This window comes from Acinetobacter sp. NIPH 542 (assembly GCF_000369825.1).
GTDB classification, from domain to species: Bacteria; Pseudomonadota; Gammaproteobacteria; order Pseudomonadales; family Moraxellaceae; genus Acinetobacter; species Acinetobacter oleivorans.
The window spans coordinates 200092-225007 of record NZ_KB850206.1 but is presented as its reverse complement, the minus strand read 5'-3'; the positions used below and the strand labels follow the sequence as shown (position 1 = coordinate 225007).

Annotated in this window: 24 protein-coding genes and 1 pseudogene; 13 read left to right on the top strand and 12 right to left on the bottom strand. The window is 38.5% G+C overall.

From position 1 onward, the window contains the following. Positions 1–100: 100 nt before the first annotated feature. Positions 101–754: a YiaD family glycine zipper/OmpA-like lipoprotein gene (locus F886_RS06720; RefSeq protein ID WP_005303150.1), complete on the bottom strand. Its 654-nt coding sequence runs from the start codon at positions 752–754 to the stop codon at positions 101–103. Between the two features lie 245 nt (positions 755–999). Between F886_RS06720 and F886_RS06715 the strand changes: the two genes are divergently transcribed. The 7 genes from F886_RS06715 to F886_RS06685 all read left to right on the top strand — a co-directional run bounded on the left by F886_RS06715 (position 1000) and on the right by F886_RS06685 (position 6052). Then, positions 1000–1926 (top strand): acyltransferase, encoded by a 927-nt coding sequence (locus F886_RS06715; protein ID WP_005303148.1) that lies wholly within the window; start codon positions 1000–1002, stop codon positions 1924–1926. A 16-nt stretch (positions 1927–1942) separates the two neighbouring features. Beyond that, positions 1943–2989 (top strand): hypothetical protein, encoded by a 1047-nt coding sequence (locus F886_RS06710; RefSeq protein ID WP_005303146.1) that lies wholly within the window; start codon positions 1943–1945, stop codon positions 2987–2989. A gap of 121 nt (positions 2990–3110) precedes the next feature. Further along, positions 3111–3839, top strand: a complete 729-nt coding sequence (minC, locus tag F886_RS06705; RefSeq protein WP_005303144.1) for a septum site-determining protein MinC — start codon at positions 3111–3113, stop codon at positions 3837–3839. Positions 3840–3905: 66 nt separating this feature from the next. Further along, entirely contained in the window at positions 3906–4718 is an 813-nt protein-coding gene (gene minD / locus F886_RS06700; RefSeq protein WP_005303142.1) for a septum site-determining protein MinD, read from the top strand. A 2-nt stretch (positions 4719–4720) separates the two neighbouring features. Further along, positions 4721–4993 (top strand): cell division topological specificity factor MinE, encoded by a 273-nt coding sequence (gene minE, locus F886_RS06695; RefSeq protein ID WP_000896934.1) that lies wholly within the window; start codon positions 4721–4723, stop codon positions 4991–4993. 84 nt (positions 4994–5077) lie between these two features. Further along, positions 5078–5365, top strand: a complete 288-nt coding sequence (locus F886_RS06690) for a PA4642 family protein (protein ID WP_003653274.1) — start codon at positions 5078–5080, stop codon at positions 5363–5365. Between the two features lie 147 nt (positions 5366–5512). Continuing rightward, on the top strand, positions 5513–6052 hold the full coding sequence (locus tag F886_RS06685; RefSeq protein WP_005303140.1) for a hypothetical protein: 540 nt from the start codon (positions 5513–5515) through the stop codon (positions 6050–6052). Positions 6053–6108: 56 nt separating this feature from the next. On the opposite strand, the gene rhtC is transcribed toward F886_RS06685, so the two are convergent. Further along, positions 6109–6729 (bottom strand): threonine export protein RhtC, encoded by a 621-nt coding sequence (rhtC, locus tag F886_RS06680; protein WP_005303138.1) that lies wholly within the window; start codon positions 6727–6729, stop codon positions 6109–6111. Positions 6730–6887: 158 nt separating this feature from the next. Continuing rightward, entirely contained in the window at positions 6888–9929 is a 3042-nt protein-coding gene (locus tag F886_RS06675) for a DNA translocase FtsK (RefSeq protein WP_005303135.1), read from the bottom strand. A gap of 269 nt (positions 9930–10198) precedes the next feature. On the opposite strand from F886_RS06675, the gene trxB reads away from it, so the two are divergent. Next, positions 10199–11149, top strand: coding sequence for a thioredoxin-disulfide reductase (gene trxB / locus F886_RS06670; RefSeq protein WP_005303133.1), 951 nt, complete (start codon positions 10199–10201; stop codon positions 11147–11149). Positions 11150–11214: 65 nt separating this feature from the next. Here the strand turns inward: trxB and F886_RS06665 are convergent. Next, a pseudogene (locus F886_RS06665) lies at positions 11215–11514 on the bottom strand (putative quinol monooxygenase). A 108-nt stretch (positions 11515–11622) separates the two neighbouring features. Here F886_RS06665 and aat point away from each other — a divergent pair. Both aat and F886_RS06655 read left to right on the top strand, forming a co-directional pair. After that, positions 11623–12354 (top strand): leucyl/phenylalanyl-tRNA--protein transferase, encoded by a 732-nt coding sequence (aat, locus tag F886_RS06660; RefSeq protein WP_005303131.1) that lies wholly within the window; start codon positions 11623–11625, stop codon positions 12352–12354. A gap of 18 nt (positions 12355–12372) precedes the next feature. Further along, positions 12373–13188, top strand: a complete 816-nt coding sequence (locus F886_RS06655) for an arginyltransferase (RefSeq protein WP_005303129.1) — start codon at positions 12373–12375, stop codon at positions 13186–13188. Between the two features lie 41 nt (positions 13189–13229). Here F886_RS06655 and rimI read toward each other — a convergent pair whose 3' ends face one another. The 8 genes from rimI to F886_RS06615 all read right to left on the bottom strand — a co-directional run bounded on the left by rimI (position 13230) and on the right by F886_RS06615 (position 22119). Continuing rightward, entirely contained in the window at positions 13230–13685 is a 456-nt protein-coding gene (rimI, locus tag F886_RS06650) for a ribosomal protein S18-alanine N-acetyltransferase (RefSeq protein ID WP_005303127.1), read from the bottom strand. 106 nt (positions 13686–13791) lie between these two features. Further along, complete coding sequence (locus F886_RS06645; RefSeq protein WP_005303126.1) at positions 13792–14667, bottom strand: metal-dependent hydrolase; 876 nt, start codon at positions 14665–14667, stop codon at positions 13792–13794. 240 nt (positions 14668–14907) lie between these two features. Then, positions 14908–15789 (bottom strand): metal-dependent hydrolase, encoded by an 882-nt coding sequence (locus F886_RS06640; protein WP_005303125.1) that lies wholly within the window; start codon positions 15787–15789, stop codon positions 14908–14910. A gap of 203 nt (positions 15790–15992) precedes the next feature. Beyond that, entirely contained in the window at positions 15993–17183 is a 1191-nt protein-coding gene (tuf, locus tag F886_RS06635) for an elongation factor Tu (RefSeq protein ID WP_004794160.1), read from the bottom strand. Positions 17184–17277: 94 nt separating this feature from the next. After that, complete coding sequence (gene fusA, locus F886_RS06630; RefSeq protein WP_005303124.1) at positions 17278–19416, bottom strand: elongation factor G; 2139 nt, start codon at positions 19414–19416, stop codon at positions 17278–17280. 177 nt (positions 19417–19593) lie between these two features. Further along, entirely contained in the window at positions 19594–20064 is a 471-nt protein-coding gene (gene rpsG / locus F886_RS06625; protein WP_004638185.1) for a 30S ribosomal protein S7, read from the bottom strand. Between the two features lie 160 nt (positions 20065–20224). Then, positions 20225–20599, bottom strand: coding sequence for a 30S ribosomal protein S12 (rpsL, locus tag F886_RS06620; protein ID WP_002050319.1), 375 nt, complete (start codon positions 20597–20599; stop codon positions 20225–20227). Between the two features lie 200 nt (positions 20600–20799). Continuing rightward, positions 20800–22119, bottom strand: a complete 1320-nt coding sequence (locus F886_RS06615; RefSeq protein ID WP_005303123.1) for an EcsC family protein — start codon at positions 22117–22119, stop codon at positions 20800–20802. 300 nt (positions 22120–22419) lie between these two features. On the opposite strand from F886_RS06615, the gene F886_RS06610 reads away from it, so the two are divergent. The 3 genes from F886_RS06610 (at position 22420) to F886_RS06600 (ending at position 24843) form a co-directional block, all read left to right on the top strand. After that, complete coding sequence (locus tag F886_RS06610; RefSeq protein WP_004641618.1) at positions 22420–23649, top strand: beta-ketoacyl synthase N-terminal-like domain-containing protein; 1230 nt, start codon at positions 22420–22422, stop codon at positions 23647–23649. A gap of 18 nt (positions 23650–23667) precedes the next feature. After that, on the top strand, positions 23668–24120 hold the full coding sequence (gene hemJ, locus F886_RS06605; protein WP_005303121.1) for a protoporphyrinogen oxidase HemJ: 453 nt from the start codon (positions 23668–23670) through the stop codon (positions 24118–24120). A 162-nt stretch (positions 24121–24282) separates the two neighbouring features. After that, positions 24283–24843, top strand: coding sequence for a hypothetical protein (locus tag F886_RS06600; RefSeq protein WP_005303119.1), 561 nt, complete (start codon positions 24283–24285; stop codon positions 24841–24843). Positions 24844–24916 lie beyond the last annotated feature (73 nt).

The window sequence follows — 24916 nt, the reverse complement described above, 5'->3', positions numbered from 1 at the left end:
AATAATGCAATTTATGCGCCGCAGAATGTCGTGATTATTTCTTATACTGCACCCATAAAAAAACCACCCGAAGGTGGTTTTTGAAACAATAAACTAAATCTTATTGTTTAGCATAAATGCTGATTTCTACACGACGGTTTTGTTCACGGCCAGATGCAGTTGAGTTATCTGCGATCGGGTTAGATGAACCATAACCTTGCGCGTCGATACGGCTAGCAGATACGCCTTGGCTAGCTAAATAACTACGTACTGATTGAGCGCGTGCTTGTGATAATGGAATGTTAATTGAATCATTACCAGTGTTATCAGTATAACCTGTTACAAGAATTGCACTCTTGTTATCTTCAGCCAAAGTTTGAGCAACTTTGTTTAAAGTTGAATAGAAGTTTGGCTTGATGTTTGATTTGTTTGTATCAAAAGTAATGCTACCAGGCATAACTAATTGAACAGAACCATCTGGATTACGGTTAACGTCTACACCAGTACCCGCCATTTGTTGACGTAATTTTTTCTCTTTTTGGTCAAGGTATAAACCACTAGCGCCACCAAGAACTGCACCAATTGCTGCAGCACGGTTGTTTTGACGGCTAGAGTTTGCACTTGATTTAGAAATACCGTAACCAGCTGCTGCGCCAATTAAAGTACCTAATGCGGCTTTATCGTATTCAACGCCACCAAGGTTGTTACCTGTTGTTTGACAACCAGAAAGTACTACTGCTGCCCCTACCACTGTTGAAATAACTAATGCACGCATTGCATGCCTCCTCACTTTGAGTGTTTTGTTGTTGAGTGAATAATGAAACAAAAAGGAAGTATAAAACATTGATATTTTGTTAATAATAAACAGTTTAGTTACTTTTTTGTAATATTTTGATGCACTTTAAGATGCTACCTCATCACAATTTCTTCATTGTTGTCTAAGATATCGTTGTATTTCATATTATGACAGTTATAGTTGAACAACTTTTCTATGGATTTTAGACATTCGGGGTCATTCATATGTCAACTGCACCCAATAAGCAATCTGCGCTAAAAAAAATTACACGTGGACTCACTGTAGGTACAGTCATTACAGGAAGTACGTTTTTTCATGGTCCACCTGTTCTTGCACTAGGTCTGACTAAGCTTTTAAAAAAATCATCTAAAATAGATGAAACCAATATTCAAATTACAAATAGCTGGTTAGGGGTAAATAATTGGTTAATTGACCATGTTTTACCAAATCTGAAATGGGATATCACGATTGATGAGGGACTTGACCTAAATATGCAAGGTCGTTATCTCATGACATGTAACCACCAAAGTTGGGTTGATACGACGGTGAATCAATATTTTGGTTTAACCCGTATGCCACTCACCCGCTTTTTTACCAAATGGGAACTCATCTTTATTCCTTTCGTTGGGCAAGCTTTTAAAATTCTAGGCTTCCCGATGATGAAACGTCACACAAAAGAACAGATTGCAAAGAATCCTGAACTTAAAGATCGTGACATGATGGAAGCACGTAAAGCTTGTGAACAGCTTTTAAGTCAGCCCTTCACATTATTGAATTATTTAGAAGGTACTCGTTTTACTCAAGAAAAACATGACCAGCAAAAATCGCCATATAAGCATTTGCTTAAACCAAAAGCAGGTGGCTTGGCACTTGCCTTGAATATTTTGGGTGACAAAATTGATGCCTTAGTTGATATGACAATTGTCTATCCGAATGGCGTTCCTGGATATAGCGATTTCTGGCTTGGTGATGTTTCAAGAATTGCAGTAAATTTGCGTAAAATTGAAATTCCAGACTGGGTGCTTGGCGGCAACTATGAAGACGATGCGGTTTACCGTGAACGTTTTCAACAATGGGTGCATGAAATCTGGACCGAAAAAGATCAACTTATTGAGCAAATGAAATCTCAATATACCTCTACAAATATTTAAGAAAGCATCCGTTATTATGCAAAACAGCGCTGGGAAAAAAACGAAATATCATCATGTAGATCCAAACAGCCTTTCGTTTAAGCTGTTTTTGATCTATGACATCTTTATGGTGTTTATTATTATTTTTAACCTGTTCTGTCTTGCTACAAATTTCTTTTTAATGAGCAGTATTGGGGCATGGTTCTTTGAACACATTCATTTGCCCCAGATATTAAGCTTTTACCGTAATTCACTACACCCGTGGGTGATCACATCAGAAGCTTGGTTTATTGGTTTTTTAATTGTTGAGCTGCTCGTGCGCTGGAGCATTGCAATCATCAATAAACACCATAAACGTTGGTTCTTTTTCCCTTTTATTCACTGGTATGAAATTTTAGCCATTATTCCTCAGCTTCGTTTTCTACGTTTATTCCGAGCTGGGATTATTGCTTATCGTTTACACGAAATGGGCTATCGAGTTATTCCGGAAAGCTGGAGAAAGACTGGATTATTTTACTATCGCGTTGTAATGGAAGAACTTTCTGATCGTGTTGTTATTACCGTGATTGATGGCATTAGATATGAACTTCAAACCAGTTCTAGCCATAAACAGATTATTCACGACTTAGTTAATCATCATCGTGAGCAATTTACTGCTACCCTAACAGCATTATTACAAGAGTCTTTAGCGACTGCTTTAAAAGAACAAAAACCGACAATAACAAAAGGTGTTGGGAAAATTGTAGATCAGGCCATAGTAGATACACCTGAGCTAACCCAATTATTACGCTTAATTCCTTTAGTCGGTGGTCGTATTGAACAGCAAATTCAAAGTATTGGCCAAAGATTAGGTGAAAATATTAGTGCAGGTTTAATTGAACCTTTAATTGAAGGATCACCAAACAGTCCGAATTCTACTTATCAATTAATTTCTCAAAAAGTGAGTGAAATAAATATTAATAATCGTCAGCTTGAGCAATTGGTTGAATCTGTCGTGTTCGAGACACTGGAGTCTGTACGAAAACAGGTCAAGGTCAAACAATGGCAACAAACGCTTGCGGAGTATGATCGAATCAAAGAATAAGCATTTACTTAATTTTTTATTAAACACGCTAGAGAATTGGCACGATTTGTTCTAGCATTTGCTCTATTTACAATAAACTTAACGATATTACAGCTCGTTTTAACGCCTTGAAGGAAGACTTATGGCTGATATCCGGATTACCGGCAGAATGGTTAACTTTAGCAGGATAACCTTCGATACCAATGATCATGATGTGATCCGCCAGCAATTATCAAATATATTAAATGAAGGTTCCTATCAAGGAACTTTAGTAATTATTGATAGTACGGTTGAGCAAGAGTTAATTGCATTAATTCAACTTCTGGTGAGCTTGGGTCTACAGCCTATGGCGGTAATCGATGGTATTTTGGGAGATGAAGCTCGCGCTATTCAATTCCCTGTTTTACCGGCAGATCAACCATTACAGCGCATTAAAGCCACAACAGAACAAGTCGCAATTGTAGAAAAACCTGCTACCGCTCCTGAATCGTCTTCAGCAGAAACAAAAAAACCACTAAACAAGATAGCGGTTGCTCATATTACCTCTTATCATGATGAAATTTTACGTACAGGCCAATCCCTCGTACAAGATAACGGCGATATTATTTTAAAAGCTGGAATGAATAGTGGTTCTGAAGTGATTGCATCAGGAAATATACATATTTATGGCACAGTTCGTGGTAGAGTCATTGCTGGTGCGGGCGGGCACGCAGCTGCACGTATTTTTTGCCAATCTTTAGAGGCTGAGCTCGTTTCCATTGCCGGAACGTATTGTGTCGCAGATGATATCCCTAAACATGTGGTAAAAAAACCAGTACATATTTATTTAAATGAAAAGCAAGAGCTTGAATTTGAAGCGATTGAACTTTAGTTTATTAAGCAAATCACCAAAAAACAGCCCTTTTAAGGGTGAATGACCATAATAGGAGTGGATTCGGTGGCCAAAATTGTTGTCGTAACATCAGGCAAAGGTGGTGTAGGTAAAACTACAACGAGCGCATCTTTTGCAACAGGTTTAGCCCTTCGTGGTCATAAAACTGTTGTGATTGATTTTGATGTAGGCTTACGTAACCTTGATTTAATTATGGGTTGTGAGCGTCGTGTTGTTTATGATTTTGTCAATGTGATTAACAACGAAGCGCGTCTGCAGCAAGCCCTTATTCGCGATAAAGATATCGAAAACCTTTATATTTTGCCGGCTTCACAAACACGTGATAAAGATGCGTTGAGCGACGAGGGTGTTGCTCGTGTTATTGATGAGCTATCTCAAGAATTTGATTACATCATTTGTGACTCACCTGCTGGTATTGAACGTGGTGCGATTTTAGCCATGTATCATGCAGATGAAGCAATCATTGTAACAAACCCTGAAATCTCTTCAGTACGTGACTCTGACCGTATTATTGGTATGTTAGATAGCAAAACCAAAAAGGTTGAACAAAACGAAGGACGTATACGTAAACATTTATGTATTACACGCTTTAACCCTGAACGTGCAGACCGTCAGGAAATGCTGACCATTGATGATATTTCTAAAGATATTTTACGCGTACCGACATTAGGTGTTATTCCAGAATGTCCAAGTGTATTACAAGCATCAAACGAAGGTAAGCCAGTAATTCTGTATTCAGAAACTAAAGCTGGTCAGGGGTATGATGATTTGGTTGCTCGCTTTCTTGGTGAAGACCGTCCTTATAGACACATCACAGCTCAACCTAAAGGCTGGTTAGCACGACTATTTGGAGCGTAGATATGGCAGGATTCTGGAGTAAATTATTTAGCAGTGAAGAAAAACCATCAAGTGCTCAAACTGCCAAAGATCGTTTGAAAGTTATTGTTGCTTCTGAACAAGGTTTAGGCCGCCGTTTAAGCCAAGACAAGATTGATCAGATGAAGAAAGAAATCATGCAAGTGGTTAGTCGTTATGTCAGCGGTGTAGGTGAACAGCATATCCAAATGCAGGTTCGCTCCGAAGCTAATATCGAAATGTTAGAAATGAATATCAATTTACCTGAAGAACGATAATTCTATTTCTGACTATTCAATAAAACAGAATCAAGGCAAAATAACGCAAGTTATTTTGCCTTTTTTAAAACTGAGGAGATTGTCATGGCATTATCACAGCCAGCAACTTTCAATGAAGAATGGTCCGATGAGCGTGTTTTTGCCTACCTCAACCAACTTCCGCCAGCGGGTGTGAACGCAGATTTTCATGTGCTCTACCATGCATTCAAACATATGCGTCCAACAGACTATGAACGTCTTTTGACTCAATTTATTGCGGACGGACGCGATATTAATGCCAAAGACCCTGAAGGCCAACGCATCCATGATGTGATTGCCAAATTTCCGCGTCAATCGGCACCATTTTTAGAAGTTCTAGCAAAGTTTGCTTAAGCTTTTTTTATTTGAATAAGACTGCATAATCTATCTTAGTAAAACTTAAGAGATAGATTATGTGGTTTATTCAATTTCCTAAATTATTTACATTTATTACAAATAATCTTAAAGTCATCAACACCATTTTATTCTAAATATAAATTTATGAACCCAGAACCTATTAATTTAAAACAAACACAACCCATCCAATCAAATCATATAGAAAATTTAAAAACTATTAGTGTTAATAAGTTTATCTTTCTATCCTTAATTTCCTTTGGTTTATACCCAATTTGGTGGATGTTTAAAGCATGGCGATTTTTTCTAATCAAAGATAATTTAAATATTATGCCTGCTGCTCGTGCAATTTTTTCTATATTCTTTTTATATTCACTATTTAATCACATAAAAAACTACGCCAAAGAACAAGGGTATACTAATGATTTCTCTTCAGGTTGGATGTATTTAGCATATCTAATTACATCTTTACTAGCTAGCCTACCCGATCCTTACTGGCTTATCTCTCTATGCAGTATTATATTTTTAATACCAGCATTTAAAGCGTTGAACTATGCACAAAAACAATTAAATACGACAATTGAGCAAGAAAAATTCAATACACCTCAAATCATTTTAATCATTATAGGATCTATCATGTGGCTACTGATTATTGTCAGTTTTATTATATTATTTCTATATAAGTGATCTAAAATTTAGCAATTAAAAAAAGCCTCTTCAAGAGGCTTTTTTCTTATCTCAATTTATCGATTTCCAATGAGGAAAATACCAAACACGGTAAAAATGCCACCGGAAATACCATCAATCCATTTTGAAAAATTACGATAAGCCGATCTAAAACTTGGTAATGAAAAAATAAAAGTCACAAAGCAGAACCATAAAATTGTTTCGACTGTGACAATAATAAAGAGCAGCCAATGAACCTGATCAAGTTGAGGGTTGGCTAAAAATAAAGAGAAAACACTACCAAAATAAATAACAGCTTTAGGATTTGATAGATTGGTTATCAGGCCTTTAATAAAAAATAGATAAGGTGCTTTTGGTAGCTCTACAGCAACATTATCTTCTTGCTGATTTTTTGAAAATGCCGAACGTAACATCTGATAGCCTAACCAACATAAGTATAAGCCACCGGCGATGAGTAAACCTTGTTTTAACCAAGCCATTTTCTCAAAAATAAGATTTAATCCCATCAGTGCTAAACATGCCCAAAACATAACACCTGCTGTGATACCACCCACCACTAACATAGCATCTTTATGTGATCGACTAATCGCTGTTTGAGATACAAGAAAAAAATCAGGTCCTGGAGTAATAAGTGCACAAAAATGGATAAAAGCTAACGTGATTAGAGCAAGTAACATGTTTTCCTCCAGATTTAATTCGTTGTTATTTATTTAGGAAAAATACATTAGCATTTTTTACTATACGTTAAAATCTTTAAGTCATTTTATAAATAGATTCAGTTTATTTAAATTATAAAAAAAGCCTCCAGAGAGGCTTTTTTTATTGAGATAAGTTCTTAAACTAAAATATCTCGCTTACCATTAGGCCCCATTGCGCTCACAATGCCGTTCTCTTCCATTTGATCAATGATACGAGCAGCACGGTTATAACCAAGGCTAAATTTACGCTGTAGTGACGATGTAGAAGCTTTACGAGTTTCTAAAACAAATGACACACATTGATCATAAAGTGCATCACGGTCAGAACCTCCCTCCCCCTCTTCAAAACCACGTGAAGTCGGTTCTTCGTCAAATGGAGTCAAGATTTCGTCGACATAATCCGGCTCACCACGTTCACGCCAAGCATCACAAATGCGGTTGACTTCATCATCGCTGATGAATGCACCATGCACACGCTCAGGTTCGATTTTACCAGGCCCTAAGAACAGCATATCACCATGACCGAGCAAATCTTCTGCACCGCCTGCGTCCAAGATAGTACGCGAGTCGATTTTACTGTTTACACGCAATGCGACACGCGTTGGAATATTGGCTTTAATCAAACCGGTAATGACATCAACAGATGGACGTTGAGTTGCGAGCAATAGGTGAATACCAGCAGCACGAGATTTTTGCGCTAAACGTGTAATCATTTCTTCTGCTTTTTTACCCACCTGCATAATCATGTCGGCAAACTCATCCGCAACAATCACAATAGATGGTAATGGTGTTAAACGAGGTGCGCGTTCTTGTGTCGCCGAATCACTTGGTTTCCAAGTTGGGTCAATTAGATCTTCCCCATTCGCAATTGCTTCTTCAACTTTACGATTGTAGTCACTTAATTTACGAATTTTAAGAAACGACATCAGCTTATAACGACGTTCCATTTCATTCACACACCAGTTCAATGCGCTTACTGCATCTTTCATGTCAGTAACAACTGGGGTTAATAAATGCGGAATATCATTATAGTTTGCAAGTTCAAGCTGTTTTGGATCGATTAAAATCAAACGTAACTGGTCAGGTGTATATTTAAGCAGCATCGATAAAATCATCGAGTTTACCGCAACCGATTTACCAGAACCCGTTGTACCCGCAACTAGCATGTGTGGGGCTTTGGCTAAATCAGTTAATACGGGATTCCCCGAAATATCTTTACCCATCGCCATACTGATTAATGCGCTTGGATCGCGATATGTTGGCGTTTCCAATAATTCAATCAAACGCACCATTTCACGGGCACTGTTTGGTACTTCAATCCCAATATATGGTTTACCAGGAATTACTTCCACTACACGAACAGAGGCCATCGACATTGAACGGGCTAAGTCACGTGAAATATTGGTTACCTTAGATGCTTTAACACCTGGTGCTAAATCTAATTCAAAACGGGTAACTACTGGCCCTGGTTGAGCTTCAACCACTTGAGCCTTAACATTAAATTCTTGTAACTTAATTTCAAGTAATTCAGATAAACGTGAAAGCTGCTCTTCAGTGAAGTTAACTTTCTTATTCGGATCAACCTTATCAAGTAGATCAAGACCTGGCAAAGTTGGTAAATCCAAACGCTTCTTGGCAACCTGCATTGCACGAGACATTGGTCGACCAGCTGCATCTGTTAATGGCGCATCTAAATCGAAATCATCTTCATCAATATCAAGATTTTCTTGAGGTTTCCCCGCAGTTTCCTGCCATGCCTCAATAAACTCTTCTTTTGAAAGTTTATCGGCCTGAATAGTCGTTTGAATAGGAGCTTTTACAAATGCTGAAGATTGCGCATAACTACTTGCTCTGACAGGTTCAGCGGGCGCAATATCTTCATCTATTAATAAATCATCAAAGTCTTCAAAAACTTGTTCATTTGCTAAATTTTTAGGTGACTGATTTACATTTGATAAAGGTGAAGATGTTTCATTCGCAATATTCACAGATTGCGAAGTTGGTTCTGCTTCTACATGTTGATCTTGAACAAATGGTGTATGCACATCTGTTGCAGTTTTACTGTTTGGAACCGCAGCAAGCAACTCATCAAAAATTTCATCATCATTCCAGTCAAGACCATGTAGGTCTTGTTTAGCTGCAGGTTGAGTTTGATGAACTTGTGAAATAGTCTGCTGGAATTGATCATGAGCAGGAGCTTGTTCTGTTGAATCATCTGCTGCTCTTAAAAGTGCATCAATTTCTTGCTTATGACTCGCATCATCACGTTGTAAAGCACGCCATACTTCACCCGTAGCCACTAAACGTTGGCTATCTTTTTCAAGCTTATGGGCTTGCTCAAGCGTATGTTCAAAGTTTTGAGCATTTGCAACTGGCTCAACTGCTACAGGTTCAGGTCGGCTCTGCTCTTTCGCTAATACATCTGCAAATAACCTTTCAGCAACCGCATCATGTCGTGTTGCTGTAGGTTGTGATTGAGTGGCTTCAGATTGAACTGGCGCTTCTTTTTCATCTGAAGCATTTACCTCAGTGTTTTGTGCAACTTTAACTGCCGCTGCTTTGTTAGCAGGCTGAGTTGTTAAGTCATAATCCGATTCGTTTGGTGATACGTTTTTATAAAATAAATCTTGTAAATAGCTTGGTGTCGCTTTGAGCATAACCCATGTTTTGCTCCATTGCACCCCAAATGCAAGAGTAAACAAAACCACTCCGAAAACGAGTAAGAATAAGGTCGCACCGTAAATTGTTAGCAATTGAGATAGGCTTTGACCTAACTCGTAACCAATAATTCCCCCAGCCGCATTATCTAAAGTATCTGCCGGCACATTCCAATGTAAATAAAGCAGGCTAGACACAACCAAAATTAAAAAGAATTGTGCAGCATAACGAAATGGGCGGTTTAAAAAACTACGTGGCCACCACACCTGTATTGCTTCAATAAAAAGGAAAATTGGAATAAGCAAACTTGCCCATCCTAAAAAACCAAACAGCAAATCTGCAATCCATGCGCCAGCAATACCACTTGCATTGGATACTTGCTGAGTATCACTGGAAATATGCATCCAGCCCGGATCAAATGGTGTATATGTTACTGTTGCCAGAAACATATAAATCCCAAAAGAAACCAAGAATAATGTCATCAATAAGCGCTGTGCATAAACACTCGACACCGCAGTCATATACTGTCCTGTAACCCATTTAATTATTGGTTTAGAGATGTGAAGAACTACATTCTAGATCTTCAACGAATGAACTTTATATTATGCACCTGTTCTTACAAAAAAGGTGCATGATTCTTTACAGTTGTTGTTAACATGAGGCACTTCTATATTGTTATATAACTTAATTCGATTGACCTGATCAATATTATCCACATTGATTTAACGCTATTGATCGGCAAATTCACGTATAATTTTCAAAATTCTCGAAATAAATAAGGATACCCTCAATGAGTGCTCGTCATTCTCGGTTAATTATTCTCGGTTCTGGCCCTGCGGGCTATAGTGCAGCTGTCTATGCAGCACGTGCAAACCTTAAACCTACTTTGATTGCAGGTTTACAACTAGGTGGGCAACTTACAACAACAACCGAAGTTGACAACTGGCCGGGCGATCCTGAAGGTTTAACAGGTCCTGCATTAATGGATCGTATGCAAGCACATGCTGAACGCTTTGGTACAGAACTCGTCTATGACCATATTAACGAAGTGGACTTAAACGTACGTCCTTTTGTTCTAAAAGGTGATATGGAAGAGTACACATGCGATGCTTTGATTATTGCAACTGGTGCTACAGCTCAATATCTTGGCCTAGAGTCTGAACAAAACTTTATGGGACAAGGCGTAAGCGCATGTGCAACATGTGATGGTTTCTTCTACAAAAACCAAAAAGTAATGGTTGTAGGTGGTGGTAACACTGCTGTTGAAGAAGCGCTTTATTTATCAAATATTGCTTCACATGTAACGCTAGTACACCGCCGTGATAGCTTACGTTCTGAAAAGATTTTGCAAGATCATTTATTTGCCAAAGAAAAAGAAGGCAAAATCAGCATTATCTGGAATCACGAAGTTGAAGAAGTATTGGGTGACAATACTGGTGTAACAAGTGTTCGCCTTAAATCAACTCAAGATGACTCTAAGCAAGACGTAGAGGTACATGGTCTATTCGTTGCAATTGGCCACAAACCAAATACTGGAATGTTTGATGGTCAATTAAACTTACGTGATGGCTATATTCAAGTACAAAGCGGTACTTCTGGTAATGCAACAGCTACTTCTGTAGCTGGTGTTTTTGCTGCTGGTGACGTCGCTGACAGCATTTATCGCCAAGCGATTACTTCTGCTGGGTCAGGCTGTATGGCTGCTCTAGATGCTGAAAAATATCTAGATAATCTCGCTTAATTTAATCGATGCAAAAAAAGACATCCAATAAACGATTGGGTGTCTTTTTTTATGTTTTATGATGTTTATCTCTTCATATTTTCAAAATGGTCTAAATGTGTAAAACGTCCTGACCTCGTCTGATATTGGTCAATCTAAGGAACTAACCGTTGAAAGTGCTCAGACTGAACATGTCGATCTAATGCTGCCCGGTCTACCCATTCCTCAATAAAAACAAAATGTCCTAAATTTTTTATATCATGATATAAATCATACGCGACACACCCTTCTTCACATCGCGTTTTATCAACAAGCTCTTGATAAAGTGGTAAAACCAAATCAATTTTCTTAATATCAATAAAATCTTCTGCAATAAGTTTTAGCATCACGCAAACCTTTTCTATTCGTTCATGCATGCTAAAGTTGAACAATAAAAATTGTCAATGAAGCTTAGTTACGTTAATTTTGAACCATTCCATTTCATTTTATTTTTTATGCAGAAACTTCCACTCTCTCAATTCATTTTCCCTGACCCTATTGAAGCCGATCCAGATGGTCATGGTTTAATCTGTATTGGAGCCGATCTCTCCCCTTCTACCCTATATGAAGCATACACCCACGGATTATTTCCGTGGTTCAATGAAGATGAACCCATTTGTTGGTGGAGCCCTGAGCCTCGTTGTGTGATCTACCCTCAAAACTACAAGCCAAGCAAGTCACTCCTTAGAAACATGAAAAAACATGATTATACAATTACGGTTAATCATGCCTTCGAAGAAGTTATTCGCTCATGTTCTCTACCAAGAAGTTATGCAGATGAAACTTGGATTAGCGAAGATATTATTCAGGGCTATTGTGAGATGTTTAATGCTGGCTATGGATATAGTGTGGAAGTCTGGGATCAAAACGAACTTGTCGGAGGTCTATACGGCATTACGATTGGCAAAGGATGCTTCGGTGAATCAATGTTTAGTAATGAAACTGATGTTTCAAAAATGGCTTTTTATACATTAATGCTGATTGGACAAGAAAATCAGCTCCCTTGGGTCGACTGCCAGCTTGTAAATAGTCACTTAATTAGCTTGGGAGCTTGTACACTTTCTCGTCAAGACTACTTAAAATCGTTACAAGATGTAATTATTCACCCCTCTATCAATTGGAAAAAGTATCAAGAACGTGTATTTTCAAGTAAAACAATAGCGTTAGATGCAAAATTAATGGAATGATAACAGGAGGGACCAATCATGAAATCATATCACCCGAAGTCCCTTTTAAATGATCTGCAGTATTATATTACTCCACCTCATGATTGCAGCTACCTAGAAAATAAATCGGCGCGCATGGTGTTTTTAGACCCTATTCATCGGATTGATGTGGTCACTCTTTCAGAACTTTCTCGTTTAGGATTTCGCCGTAGCGGTGACTTCGTTTATCGTCCTGAATGCCATTTATGCAGACAATGCTTATCTTGCCGTGTTCCAGTTGCCGATTTCCAAATGAACAGCATGCAAAAAAAAGCGTGGAAAAGAAATCAAGATCTGACCATGACTGTTTTGCCAACTCAGCAAGCTGCTCAAATTCATTATGATTTATATGAACGCTATATTAATGAACGCCATGCAGATGGTGACATGTTTCCACCAAGCTTAGATCAGTTTGAAAAATTTTTAGTACATAGTTGTACAGATAGTTTCTTTTTAGAGCTTTGGAAAGATAACCGTTTAATCAGTGTTTCTACCTGCGATCTAATGGATGATGGGCTGTCTGCGGTCTATACTTTTTTTGATCCAGATGAACATCGTAGATCACTTGGTGTGTACTCTATTTTGAACCAAATCGAATATGTAAAATCGCTTGGTTTAGAATATCTTTATTTAGGTTACTGGGTGCCACACTCAGCCAAAATGAATTATAAGTCTCAATATACCCCTTTAGAACTTTTACTAGATGGGCAATGGCGCCGTTTAAACAGATCCTTATCACCTGACGAAATTCAACAGTTAGGTACATCGCTTATGACAACATTACCTTCTGAATGGAATAATTTAATTATTAAATAATTTTGATCTGACTTTCTTATGAAAAGGACTCAGATCAAAATTTAGAATAAAGAAGCAAAATCATCTGTACAGGTTTTTACCATAATGACCGCATGTTCCCGTCCCCCTTCTGGGGTAGGATAATAATTGCGACGCAGGTCAATTTGGTGAAAACCTGTTTTTTCATATAAACCGATAGCAGCTTTATTACTTTCACGAACTTCTAGAAATATTTGTACTGGTTGATTTTTTAATTGATCAATTGAGGCATTTAATAATTCATATCCTAAGCCCTGACCTTGCATTTTAGGATCAATTGCCATGAGCAATAAATTTGCTTCATCTAATACTGGTTGTAAAATACAAAAACCAACGACTCTATTTTGTGACTCAATGACAGTGCATTGATAAGAATTCAAAGATTCTACAAATTGCTGTCTTGACCATGGGTGTGTTTGCACTGATTTTTCGATTTGTACAACAATATCAACATCAGTGTTTTGCATAATACGAATCATGGGGTTCAGCACAATCAAAGTTTTAAAGTAATGCGTATTATAAAAACTTCACAAGAAAAAACGAGTAAAAAAAAGGACAATTAAATTGCCCTTTTTTACCATCTTTTTAGAGACCTAGTTTTTCACGCCAAGTTGCTAACAGCGCTGTAGTATCAGAATCATTTGGATGAAATTTTGGTCTTAAGAAATCAAGTAACTCTGGAATTTGACGCGTCATAAAACCTTTACGACCATACATAAACTTAAGCATATACTTCGTATCTTTCCAAGTTAATTTATCATCAGTCTTGAGTAACTTAGCAGTAAAATAAGATTGAGTTGCAAAGATTAATGCCATTGCAATAATCAAAGCTGCTGAGCGCATAAAATAAGCTTTCGGACCTTGCCCATACATGCTTGTGTACACATCAAATGCCACAGCTTTATGTTCATTTTCTTCAACTGCATGCCACATCCATAAATGATACATCGTGTCATCTTGGAACATCGCCTGAATTTCAGGGTTTTGTAAAAGCTCAGCCGCAATCGTAGACGTAAAATGTTCTAGTGCACATGTTCCCGTCAAATCAATCATTTCTTTGGTGTAGCCAAAAGGTTTCATTAATTTGGTTACAACAGCCGTACCCATCTTAATGACTTTTCCTGTTTGCTTTTCCATATGACGAACATCATAACCATAAGCCTGCGCTGAAGCATTAAATGCTAAATGCTCTTTCGAATGCATCGCTTCTTGACCAATAAAAGCACTAATTTCTTTTTGAAGATCTGGATCAGTAAGCTTTGGATCATTTCGAACAGCACGAGTACTATTTACAAAGAACTGCTCACCTTCTGGGAAAAGGGCCGATAATGCTGTCATAAAATGTGTCAATGCCGCATCATAGTTTGCCCAATAGCGTGGGACCTGAGTAAATTCAAAGTCCATACGACGCACAGGGAAACTAGCACCAGCACGATTGGAAATATTTACCTTAGCATTCATCTCAGACTCCTTTTAAGTGAATAGCTAATTCACATATAACTTTATTTATTTTCTTAATATTTATAATCATACGTCTTTCGATGTACCAATTAAGTGCAGATGAGGACAGAGAAATATCAGATGAGGTCATTAATAACCCCATAAAGGTGCATAGACTTACTTATACTTATGGTTAGCAAATAATACTTAAAAAGAAAAAAGGGCTACTCATGAGCCCTTTCAAATCAACATAGATTTAAATTACAAACCTAATTTTGCTTTCCATGTTTTCAATAGACTAACTGTATCTAAATCATTTGGATGAAAACCAGGTTTAAAATAAGCTAGCATTTCTTTAGCCATACCACTAATAATACCTTTAGATGGGCTATATCCATATTTATAAATTACTGATAGCTCAGTTAAATTCAACTTATTGTCTTGTTTTAATAAACGAAGTACAAAAGATGATTGAATCAAAAAGATTAAAGTCATCGCAAATACTAGTGAACTCGTACGTAAAGCATAAGCTTTTACACCTTTGCCAAATACACCTTCGTACACGTCAAAAGCTACGGCTTTATGCTCATTTTCTTCGATAGCATGCCAATACCACATCGTTGACATCGTCTCATCTGTCATCAACTCTTGAATGTGCTTATTAACTAATAACTGTGAAGCTATAGTAGCGGTAAAATGTTCAAGTGCTGTTGTAGCTGTCAGGTCAACCATTTCTTTGGTCATACCGAAAGGTTTAACAATTTTTACAAAAGCTTTAATTGCTGTTTGAATCGCCGTGTCAGTAAACTTCTCTAATGTTTCTACATCGTGACCAAACTTTTGAGCAGAAGCATTAAAATTTACATGCTCTTGAGTATGCATTGCTTCTTGCCCAATGAAGGCACTAATCTCTTTTTGCAATGCTTCATCATCTTTAATAGATGGGTGATAACGTACAGCACGTACACTATCTATGAAGAATTTTTCACCTGCCGGAAACAAGGCCGACAATGCTGTCATAAAGTGTGTGAGTCCAGCAGAACCATTCATCCAATATTCTGGTACATCATTAAAGTCAAAGTTCATACGACGTACAGGAAAGCTCGCCCCTGCGCGATTCGTAATATTCACTTTAGCATTCATACCCAAAGCTCCTTATTAAGTAATCCAAATTACTCAAACTTTATTGTTCGTTTTCTTGATTCTTATCATACAAATTTCATAAAAAGGATTAAGGGTAAATAAGGACATTGAAATATCAGTTAAGGCCAGCTTTTATAGTGATTGTTAGACAATTAAATATAAAAAAAGCGCTCTAAAAAGAGCGCTTTTTTCACTGAAAGTGATTATGCAGTTACTTTCGCAACAACACCAGCACCTACAGTACGACCACCTTCACGGATCGCAAAACGTAGACCTGGGTCCATTGCGATTGGGTGGATTAATTCTACTGACATTTCAACGTTGTCACCTGGCATAACCATTTCAACGCCGTCTTGTAATTGGATTGCGCCAGTTACGTCAGTTGTACGGAAGTAGAACTGTGGACGGTAACCGTTAAGGAATGGAGTATGACGACCACCTTCTTCTTTAGAAAGTACGTATACTTCTGCATCGAATTTAGTGTGCGGCTTGATTGTACCTGGTTTAGCAAGTACTTGACCACGTTGTACGTCTTCACGCTTAGTACCACGTAAAAGAACACCACAGTTCTCGCCTGCACGACCTTCGTCAAGAAGTTTACGGAACATTTCTACGCCAGTTACAGTTGTTTTAACTGTATCTTTAATACCAACGATCTCTACTTCTTCACCAACTTTAACGATACCAGCTTCTACACGGCCTGTTACTACAGTACCACGACCAGAAATTGAGAATACGTCTTCGATTGGCATTAAGAATGCTTTGTCGATAGCACGTTCTGGTTCTGGAATGTAAGAGTCAAGCGCTTCAACAAGAGCAAGAACTGAAGACTCGCCATATTGACCAGCATCACCGTTAAGAGCAGCAAGAGCTGAACCACGGATAACAGGAGTGTCATCACCTGGGAAGTCATAAGTAGAAAGAAGTTCACGAACTTCCATTTCTACTAATTCAAGTAATTCTTCATCATCAACAAGGTCACACTTGTTCAAGAATACGATGATGTAAGGTACACCAACCTGACGAGAAAGAAGGATGTGTTCACGAGTTTGTGGCATTGGACCATCAGTCGCAGCACATACAAGGATCGCGCCGTCCATCTGAGCAGCACCAGTAATCATGTTTTTAACATAATCGGCGTGGCCCGGGCAGTCTACGTGAGCGTAGTGACGGATTGGAGAATCGTATTCTACGTGTGAAGTATTAATTGTAATACCACGTGCTTTTTCTTCAGGTGCTGAGTCGATTTGTGAGTAATCTTTCGCTTCACCGCCGTAAGTTTTTGCACAAATAGTTGCAATCGCAGCAGTTAAAGTTGTTTTACCATGGTCAACGTGACCAATTGTGCCCACGTTTACGTGTGGCTTATTACGTTCAAACTTGGCTTTAGCCATGATGATCTTCCTTTATAAACTGCTCATGCAGGGTCACTGCACGAGCGCTTGGTTTTTAACTAAGAATTAGTTTGGGCTTATAGTAATCGAAAGATTACTCGTCGTCACCTTTTTTACCGCCAGTCTGGAACTTAGCGATGATGCCTTCAGCCACGTTACGTGGAGTTTCAGCGTATTTAGCGAATTCCATAGAATAAGTCGCACGACCTTGAGACATAGAACGCATTTGAGTCGCGTAACCAAACATCTCAGCCAATGGAACTTCTGCTTTAATTGCTTTAGTTCCACCAGGAAGATCATCCATACCTTGAACCATACCACGACGACGGTTTAAGTCACCCATGATATCGCCCATGTAGTCTTCTGGAGTTTCTACTTCAACTTTCATGATTGGTTCAAGAAGGATAGGATCAGCTTTCATGAAACCGTCACGGAAAGCGTATGAACCAGCCATTTTGAACGACAATTCATCAGAGTCGACATCATGGTAAGAACCATCGAATAATGTCGCTTTGATACCCACAACAGGGTAACCAGCCAATACACCATTCTTCATACGTTCTTGAATACCTTTGTCAACCGCGCCAAAGAATTCTTTAGGTACTACACCACCAACAACTTCTTCAACGAATTGGTATTCTTTACCAGCTTCTTCAACATCAAGCGGTTCAAGACGTACATATACGTGACCAAACTTACCTTTACCACCAGTTTGACGTACGAACTTACCTTCTTGTTCAACAGACTTTTTGATCGTTTCACGGTAAGCAACCATTGGTTTACCAATGTTCGCTTCAACACCGAATTCACGCTTCATACGGTCAACGATGATGTCAAGGTGAAGCTCACCCATACCAGCAATAATTGTTTGACCAGATTCTTCGTCTGTACGAACGCGGAACGATGGATCTTCTTTAGCCAAACGACCTAAAGCGATAGACATTTTTTCTTGGTCTGCTTTAGTTTTTGGTTCAACAGCCAATGAAATTACTGGCTCTGGGAATTCCATACGCTCAAGAGTAATGATGTTTTTCTCATCACATAATGTATCACCAGTAGTAACGTCTTTAAGACCTACACACGCTGCGATATCACCTGCACGGATTTCATCAAGATCTTGACGTTCGTTCGCATGCATTTGCACGATACGACCGATACGTTCACGCTTAGATTTAACTGGGTTATAAACCGGATCACCTTGTTTAAGAACACCAGAGTAAACACGTACGAATGTTAAGTTACCTACGAATTTGTCGTTCATGATTTTGAACGCAAGTGCAGAGAACGGAGCTTCGTCAGATGCTTCACGAGACGCTTTAGTTTCGTCTTTGTCGTCAAGGATACCTTCGATCGCTTTAACTTCTGTAGGTGATGGTAAGAATTCAATTACAGCATCCAACATACGTTGAACACCTTTGTTTTTGAACGCTGAACCACAAAGCATTACTTGAATTTCAGAAGCTAATGTACGAGCACGTAAACCTGCAATGATCTCTTCTTTAGAAAGATCACCTTCTTCAAGGTACTTGTCCATTAATTCTTCAGAAGCTTCAGCCGCAGCTTCAACCATTTTTGTACGCCATTCGTTAGACGTATCAACTAGGTCAGCTGGGATATCAGCATATTCAAACTTCATACCTTGAGATGCTTCATCCCAGATAATCGCTTTCATTTCGATAAGGTCAACAACACCCTGGAATGTATCTTCCGCACCAATTGGCACAACGATAGGAACAGGATTACCACCTAAACGAGTTTTAACTTGCTCAACAGCACGGAAGAAGTTTGCACCAGTACGGTCCATCTTGTTCACGAATGCTAAACGAGGCACTTTATATTTGTTCGCTTGACGCCATACAGTTTCAGACTGAGGTTGTACACCACCTACAGCACAGTAAACCATGCACGCACCGTCAAGAACACGCATAGAACGTTCAACTTCGATTGTGAAGTCTACGTGTCCCGGGGTGTCAATTACGTTGATACGGTGTTGTTCGAATTGGTTACCCATACCAGACCAGAAACAAGTTGTAGCAGCAGAGGTAATTGTAATACCACGCTCTTGCTCTTGTTCCATCCAGTCCATTGTTGCTGCACCGTCGTGTACTTCACCAATTTTGTGAGATACACCTGTGTAGAACAAAATACGTTCAGTTGTAGTTGTTTTACCTGCGTCAATGTGCGCAGAAATACCGATGTTACGGTAACGAGTAATTGGGGTTTGGCGAGCCATGATGTCTACATTCCTAAATGTTATATTTAAAACAGGACGCACCAATTAAATTGATGCGCGCGAATATCCAAACAGGCAACTTAAATACCTGCAAAGCTCCCACTTTGATAAAGAGCAATGTTGAATCGAGCTGCTGTACGCATGAATATTCTCCTGAATAAGGCCTGTTTTATCCGCTTAGAAACGGTAGTGAGAGAAGGCTTTGTTAGCTTCAGCCATACGGTGCACATCTTCACGTTTTTTGATTGCTGCACCTTTACCTTCAGCTGCATCAAGCAACTCACCAGCAAGACGTAAAGCCATCGTTTTTTCAGAACGCTTAGCAGCAGCATCTACTAACCAACGCATAGCTAAGGCAGTACGACGGGATGGGCGTACTTCCATAGGTACTTGATAAGTAGCACCACCAACACGGCGTGCTTTTACTTCAACCATAGGACGAACTTTTTCAAGAGTAGTCTCGAAAAATTCAACTGGGTCTACTTTGTTTTTTTCTTGAACACGTTCTAAAGCACCGTAAACGATACCTTCAGCAACAGATTTTTTACCATCTTGCATTACGTGGTTCATGAATTTAGCGATTGTTTGGCTGCTAAATTTTGGATCTGGAAGGATCTCACGAGCAGCGACTACGCGACGTCTTGGCATTTTAATACACCTAATAATATGACACTTCAGGATAATCCAGCAGTTTGTACAAGTGTCATGTACACGACGCTGGCCTTACTATACGTCGCTTGAATTACAAATCTATGAAGAATTCAAACAAGCGAAACGCTAAAGGGCTTATTGGACTAGTTTCCTAGAATTACTTCTTAGGACGCTTAGTACCGTATTTAGAACGTGATTGATTACGATCTTTAACACCAGCACAGTCTAATGAACCACGAACGGTATGGTAACGTACACCTGGTAAGTCTTTAACACGACCACCACGGATAAGAACAACACTGTGCTCTTGTAGGTTATGACCTTCACCACCGATGTAGCTAGATACTTCAAAACCTGAAGTTAAGCGAACACGGCAAACCTTACGCATAGCTGAGTTAGGTTTTTTAGGTGTAGTTGTATAAACACGTGTACAAACACCACGACGTTGTGGACAAGCCTTCAACGCAGGAACTTTGGATTTTTCAACCAAAGTCGTACGACCCTTACGGATCAACTGATTCGTTGTTGCCATATGGCAATTCTCCCGTTATTAAAAAACCTTAAAAAGAAAATACCTCTTTTTAAGGGCACATAATTGTAAGCTAAGATGCAAAAATGGTCAACACGGCAATACTTACCAAATGTTGACCATATCAATCTTTGACAGGATAACTTACAAATCTAAATAGAGTTCAAATTTTATTTTTAAACCTCTTATTTGTAAGCGTATTGTTAAGAGTATTTTTTATCATTCAAGTCCTCTTCATCTACCTCAGGAGTTAAAGCAGGTTTTTGCTCAGTATGCTCATGTTGCTCTACATGTTTATCAACAAGTTGCTCGATACCTTGATGAACATTTTCCTGAATTTTTTCTTCACTCTTTTTACTTTCTGTAGGCTTTAAGACAATAGATACTTTTGAAATGACATCATGGTTTTCTACTTTATGATGATGTGCTGCATGAATATTGCCATCTTCACCCACATTTAAAAGACGAGGACTCGCCTTCTGGATGAGCGTAACCGCAGCATAATAGGCCTGTAGCGGAGATAAATGCTCACTTGGATGTTCATTTAAATAATGTCTTGCAGCGCCAAAAATAGCTTGTGCTTTATGACCAACATCTTCTTGTAGTTTCCAACTATATACGGCGCTTAAAACAGCACCAGCAACAGGTGTAACTTTGCCAAAAGCTGAAAGTTTAGGAATACGATTTAACCAACCCCATTTAAACTCTCCATCCTCATCAACTAGCCAGTTCTTTAAAGTATCAAAATCGGTAGCTGAACCTAACACTTGCTGAAATTGGTGAATATCTTGCGTTTCCAACATATTTCGTAATGTTTTTAAAGCTATCAATAAAGTTTGCTTTTCAGCAATCAGACTAATATCAACTTCTTTAAAGATAAACTCGACAACGTCTTGATCTGTAACTTCCAGAAGATCAAAACCATGTGATCTTCCTGTCTGATAAATCGTTCTTAAAACCAAGACAAGTGAAACAGGAATATCTACAGCAGCACCAACCACACCCGACACGCCTGTAATTGCACCTTGTACAGTTGCAATTAATTTATTTTGTTCGATAAGCGCCTGACTTAAACGTTGAGAACGGCCCGTATCTTTAGTGAGCTCAAATAAATCTTTAGCACCCGCTTCTTCTAGGATTTTTTCAGTTAAGGTGCTTTTTGAACTAAAGTCATTCAACCAATCAAATAAATAACCTGAGATTTTTTCATCCCAATCTGGGGAAAGAAATGTAGCTACACCATTTACTTTTGTAAAATGTCGTCCAAAGACCTGACGAGTTACTTTCGGCAATTGTTCACGTAGCATTTGTTGAGGACTTTCATATTGCTCAACTTCAAATGGGCTTTTTGTTCTCGATTTTCCTTCAACTGTTTTCCCAGTTGGAATTGGTTCAATTACCTTACTAACGTCACCTGATTGGTTCTGTTGCAAGATACTCAATCCTGTAGAACTGAGCTTTTTAGCCACTCCGAAGACCTGAGAAAACAAATTGTCAGATTGATTATTATTAAATTTTGTCATCAAGTACCTCGATTTTTTAATTTATCTAATTAGACATAAATACTAGGTGGAATGTGGATTTATCTCAACTTGAATGTGTGTATTTTAGTTAACCCTAAATGCAACATACCATGTATTTAGTTATTTTTTTTAAATGTAAAATTGTCATAAAGATTTGCCATAAGAAATAAAAATCCTTTCTGCTATCATGTTAACAACGAAAAAACATGAGTCTTGTTTTCTTACAGCTATATTCTCCTATTCGTTTTAGTAGCTGTTGATCACCATAGACTCTTAATATCACCATAAAGGGACCTGTAGATGAAACGTGTTGTAATCACTGGTATGGGTATTAACTCATGTATCGGTAACTCTTTAGAAGCAGTTACTCATTCACTTCAAAATGGAATCTCCGGGACACGTTTTAACCCAACTTATGCTGAACTCAATTTTAAAAGTCATGTGAGCGCTGCTGCAGAACAAGATTTTGATCATATTGATCGTAAGTTAAAACGCTTTATGGGCGTATGTGCAATGTACGCTTACAATGCTGCTGTAGCTGCTGTTGAACATGCAGGTCTTACTGCTGAGCAAATCGGTGGTAATCCACGTTACGGTATCGCAGGCGGTTCAGGGGGTGGTTCAACTGCATCTGTTGTTGAAATGACAGAGCTTTTAGAAACTAAAGGTGCACGTAAAGTAGGACCTTTCTTCGTACCACGTAACATGTCAAACACTATTACTGCAAACGTAGGTGTTGCATTCAAACTGCAAGGTATTGCTCATACAATTACAAGTGCTTGCGCAACTTCTGCTGACGCAATTGGTTATGCGTACAACCTTATTCAACTCGGCAAACAAGACCTTATGCTTGCTGGTGGTGGCGAAGAAGATCATTGGTCTCAAAGTTTATTGTTTGATGCAATGGGTGCACTTTGCTCAAAATATAATGAAACTCCAGAAACAGCATCTCGTCCATATTCAGCAGACCGTGATGGCTTTGTTATTGCTGGCGGTGGCGGTTTCGTAGTACTTGAATCACTTGAACACGCTCAAGCACGTGGTGCCAACATTTTAGCTGAAGTTGTTGGTTATGCTGCAAACAGCGATGGCGCAGACATGGTTGCTCCAAGCGGTGAAGGTGCTACACGTTGTGTGTTAATGGCACTTGAAGAAGCTAAGCAACATGGCGTAGACAAAATTGACTATGTAAATACACATGGTACATCCACTCCAGCTGGTGACATTACAGAACTTAAAGCAATGGAACGTGCATTTGGCGAAGGCAATGTGCCTCCTCTTAGCTCAACTAAATCTATGACAGGTCATAGCTTAGGTGCAGCTGGTGTACAAGAAGCTATTTACTCTGTTCTAATGATGCAAAACGACTTTATTGCACCAAACATCAATGTAACTGAACTTGATGAAGGCGCAAAACCTTTTGATATCGTACTTGAAAAACGTGATGCAAAATTGAATACTGTAATGAGTAACAGTTTTGGCTTTGGCGGTGTTAACGCTTGCCTTATTTTCAAGAAGTGGGATGCATAATCTCACCTAGGATTATCGATGGATGCACCTTCTGATGCTTTTTTGTGGGTAAAAGCATTACATATTATTGCCGTGGTTTGTTGGTTCGCTGCTTTGTTCTACTTACCACGTCTATATGTTTATCATGCTATGAGTAAAGATGCTGCTAGTCATCAACGCTTTGAAGTAATGGAACGTAAGTTGTATCGTGGAATTATGTGGCCTTCTATGATTGCCACATTAATTACTGCTCATTTTCTTGTAGATTGGGGCGATGCAACTCGACATTATCATCAGGCAACATGGTTTTACCTTAAAGTTGGATTAGTTGCTTTATTAGTTATCTACCATTTGGTATGTGGCTACTATCGTAAAAAACTTATCGGAAATGCTCACTATAAATCACATAAGTTCTGGCGCTTCTTTAATGAAATGCCGACCTTAATTTTATTTGCTGTTGTGATTTTAGTTGTCGTAAAGCCTCAGTTTTAACTGGGGCTTTTGCTTTTCTTATCCAAGAACTCTTTTATTCAGAGCAATAAGAAAACTAGATCTATTTAAAGCTTTATATTTTTAAAACAGAACGATAAAACTAATGAATAACCACACCTCTTTATTTCGCGATATCTAACCTATAGTATGCTAAAGACATAGATGAACTCATTTAATGGCAAAGCTATGCTACTTTTTAATGCCTTTAAACGCTTAATTCGCACACAATTTATTCTTTTTACGCTTTTTATTTTCCGCCACTTAAAAAACTACCCAATTAGGCATTTGACTGCTCAAGAAAAAGTATTAGCACAAATGGTCTTCGGCGACATGCTCAATTGTGAACAACCTAAAATTATTGCTACTCGCTACCTTCCCTGGCAGTCTTACGGTATTTTTATGGCTCCAAACGGAAATATTTATGTCAATCTTTCCGATTACAGTGAAAATTATGCTCTAGAATCTAAATTTATGCAGGGTATTTTTATTCACGAACTCACTCATGTCATGCAGTATCAAAAAGGTATTCATGTACTACTTAAAGGCGCCTTACTGCAATCGGCTTATTATCTGAGCTTTAAAAGTTACAACCCCTATAAATACACCTACTCTCCCCACAAGGCTTTTAGCTCTTATAACATTGAACAACAAGGTGAAATTGCCCGTGACATTTGCTCTGGTAAAATCCCAAATATTATCTGTTCACCTCAACTTCATTTGTAACTAAATAATCAATCCTTCTTTGAACGTAACATTTCTTGCTTCGTGTAAATGAGAATTCTTATAAATCAGAAAT

What these genes read in the sequence shown, in the direction of transcription:
- tuf (WP_004794160.1), bottom strand. Translation starts at nt 17,183, where the DNA reads ATGGCTAAAGCCAAGTTTGAACGTAATAAGCCACACGTAAACGTGGGC.
- F886_RS06615 (WP_005303123.1), bottom strand. Translation starts at nt 22,119, where the DNA reads ATGACAAAATTTAATAATAATCAATCTGACAATTTGTTTTCTCAGGTC.
- F886_RS06640 (WP_005303125.1), bottom strand. Translation starts at nt 15,789, where the DNA reads ATGAATGCTAAAGTGAATATTACGAATCGCGCAGGGGCGAGCTTTCCT.
- hemJ (WP_005303121.1), top strand. Translation starts at nt 23,668, where the DNA reads ATGGATGCACCTTCTGATGCTTTTTTGTGGGTAAAAGCATTACATATT.
- rhtC (WP_005303138.1), bottom strand. Translation starts at nt 6,729, where the DNA reads ATGTTACTTGCTCTAATCACGTTAGCTTTTATCCATTTTTGTGCACTT.
- F886_RS06690 (WP_003653274.1), top strand. Translation starts at nt 5,078, where the DNA reads ATGGCATTATCACAGCCAGCAACTTTCAATGAAGAATGGTCCGATGAG.
- fusA (WP_005303124.1), bottom strand. Translation starts at nt 19,416, where the DNA reads ATGGCTCGCCAAACCCCAATTACTCGTTACCGTAACATCGGTATTTCT.
- F886_RS06710 (WP_005303146.1), top strand. Translation starts at nt 1,943, where the DNA reads ATGCAAAACAGCGCTGGGAAAAAAACGAAATATCATCATGTAGATCCA.
- F886_RS06655 (WP_005303129.1), top strand. Translation starts at nt 12,373, where the DNA reads ATGAAATCATATCACCCGAAGTCCCTTTTAAATGATCTGCAGTATTAT.
- aat (WP_005303131.1), top strand. Translation starts at nt 11,623, where the DNA reads ATGCAGAAACTTCCACTCTCTCAATTCATTTTCCCTGACCCTATTGAA.
- F886_RS06720 (WP_005303150.1), bottom strand. Translation starts at nt 754, where the DNA reads ATGCGTGCATTAGTTATTTCAACAGTGGTAGGGGCAGCAGTAGTACTT.
- F886_RS06685 (WP_005303140.1), top strand. Translation starts at nt 5,513, where the DNA reads ATGAACCCAGAACCTATTAATTTAAAACAAACACAACCCATCCAATCA.
- F886_RS06675 (WP_005303135.1), bottom strand. Translation starts at nt 9,929, where the DNA reads ATGACTGCGGTGTCGAGTGTTTATGCACAGCGCTTATTGATGACATTA.
- trxB (WP_005303133.1), top strand. Translation starts at nt 10,199, where the DNA reads ATGAGTGCTCGTCATTCTCGGTTAATTATTCTCGGTTCTGGCCCTGCG.
- F886_RS06610 (WP_004641618.1), top strand. Translation starts at nt 22,420, where the DNA reads ATGAAACGTGTTGTAATCACTGGTATGGGTATTAACTCATGTATCGGT.
- rpsL (WP_002050319.1), bottom strand. Translation starts at nt 20,599, where the DNA reads ATGGCAACAACGAATCAGTTGATCCGTAAGGGTCGTACGACTTTGGTT.
- rpsG (WP_004638185.1), bottom strand. Translation starts at nt 20,064, where the DNA reads ATGCCAAGACGTCGCGTAGTCGCTGCTCGTGAGATCCTTCCAGATCCA.
- F886_RS06600 (WP_005303119.1), top strand. Translation starts at nt 24,283, where the DNA reads ATGAACTCATTTAATGGCAAAGCTATGCTACTTTTTAATGCCTTTAAA.
- minE (WP_000896934.1), top strand. Translation starts at nt 4,721, where the DNA reads ATGGCAGGATTCTGGAGTAAATTATTTAGCAGTGAAGAAAAACCATCA.
- F886_RS06715 (WP_005303148.1), top strand. Translation starts at nt 1,000, where the DNA reads ATGTCAACTGCACCCAATAAGCAATCTGCGCTAAAAAAAATTACACGT.
- F886_RS06645 (WP_005303126.1), bottom strand. Translation starts at nt 14,667, where the DNA reads ATGAATGCTAAGGTAAATATTTCCAATCGTGCTGGTGCTAGTTTCCCT.
- rimI (WP_005303127.1), bottom strand. Translation starts at nt 13,685, where the DNA reads ATGATTCGTATTATGCAAAACACTGATGTTGATATTGTTGTACAAATC.
- minC (WP_005303144.1), top strand. Translation starts at nt 3,111, where the DNA reads ATGGCTGATATCCGGATTACCGGCAGAATGGTTAACTTTAGCAGGATA.